We start from the raw sequence: 390 nt of genomic DNA on the forward strand, positions 1-390 counted from the left end.
TCATTGACAAATACATTCAGAGATCCTTCAATCGAGGGGCGCGGCGGCCAGCAGCCGTGACCCGTGCATATATCTCCCAGTCGTGCAACTGCCGGCATTATGCCCACCTGCCTATTCGAATATATTGTTAAGATGAGAAGCCACGAGCTTGACGCCGGGCACCCTGTCTAAGAGACCGCTGAAGATCAGGCGCGCCACAGCCAACGTAGTGTCAAAGGCAAAACCCAGCGTGGCTGCGAGCCTGTAATCCAAGAAGTTGTCCACGGCATTCCCTCGCACGAGCGCGCGCTGAGTGAAGGCGATATTGTAAGCGTTGATGTGGGCGTACTGTATAAAGGGTATTATGGTGATGCGGCTTGTACATATCCCGTAGGGAAAGTTTCGCCGAGG

Annotated in this window: 1 protein-coding gene; it reads left to right on the top strand. The window is 54.1% G+C overall.

The features are described 5' to 3' along the window. Window positions 1–303: 303 nt before the first annotated feature. On the top strand, window positions 304–390 hold an 87-nt coding region (locus tag EZM41_RS14585; protein ID WP_446697806.1), incomplete at its 3' end, for a M24 family metallopeptidase.

It is taken from the genome of Acetomicrobium sp. S15 = DSM 107314, assembly GCF_016125955.1.
Classification (GTDB): domain Bacteria; phylum Synergistota; class Synergistia; order Synergistales; family Thermosynergistaceae; genus Thermosynergistes; species Thermosynergistes pyruvativorans.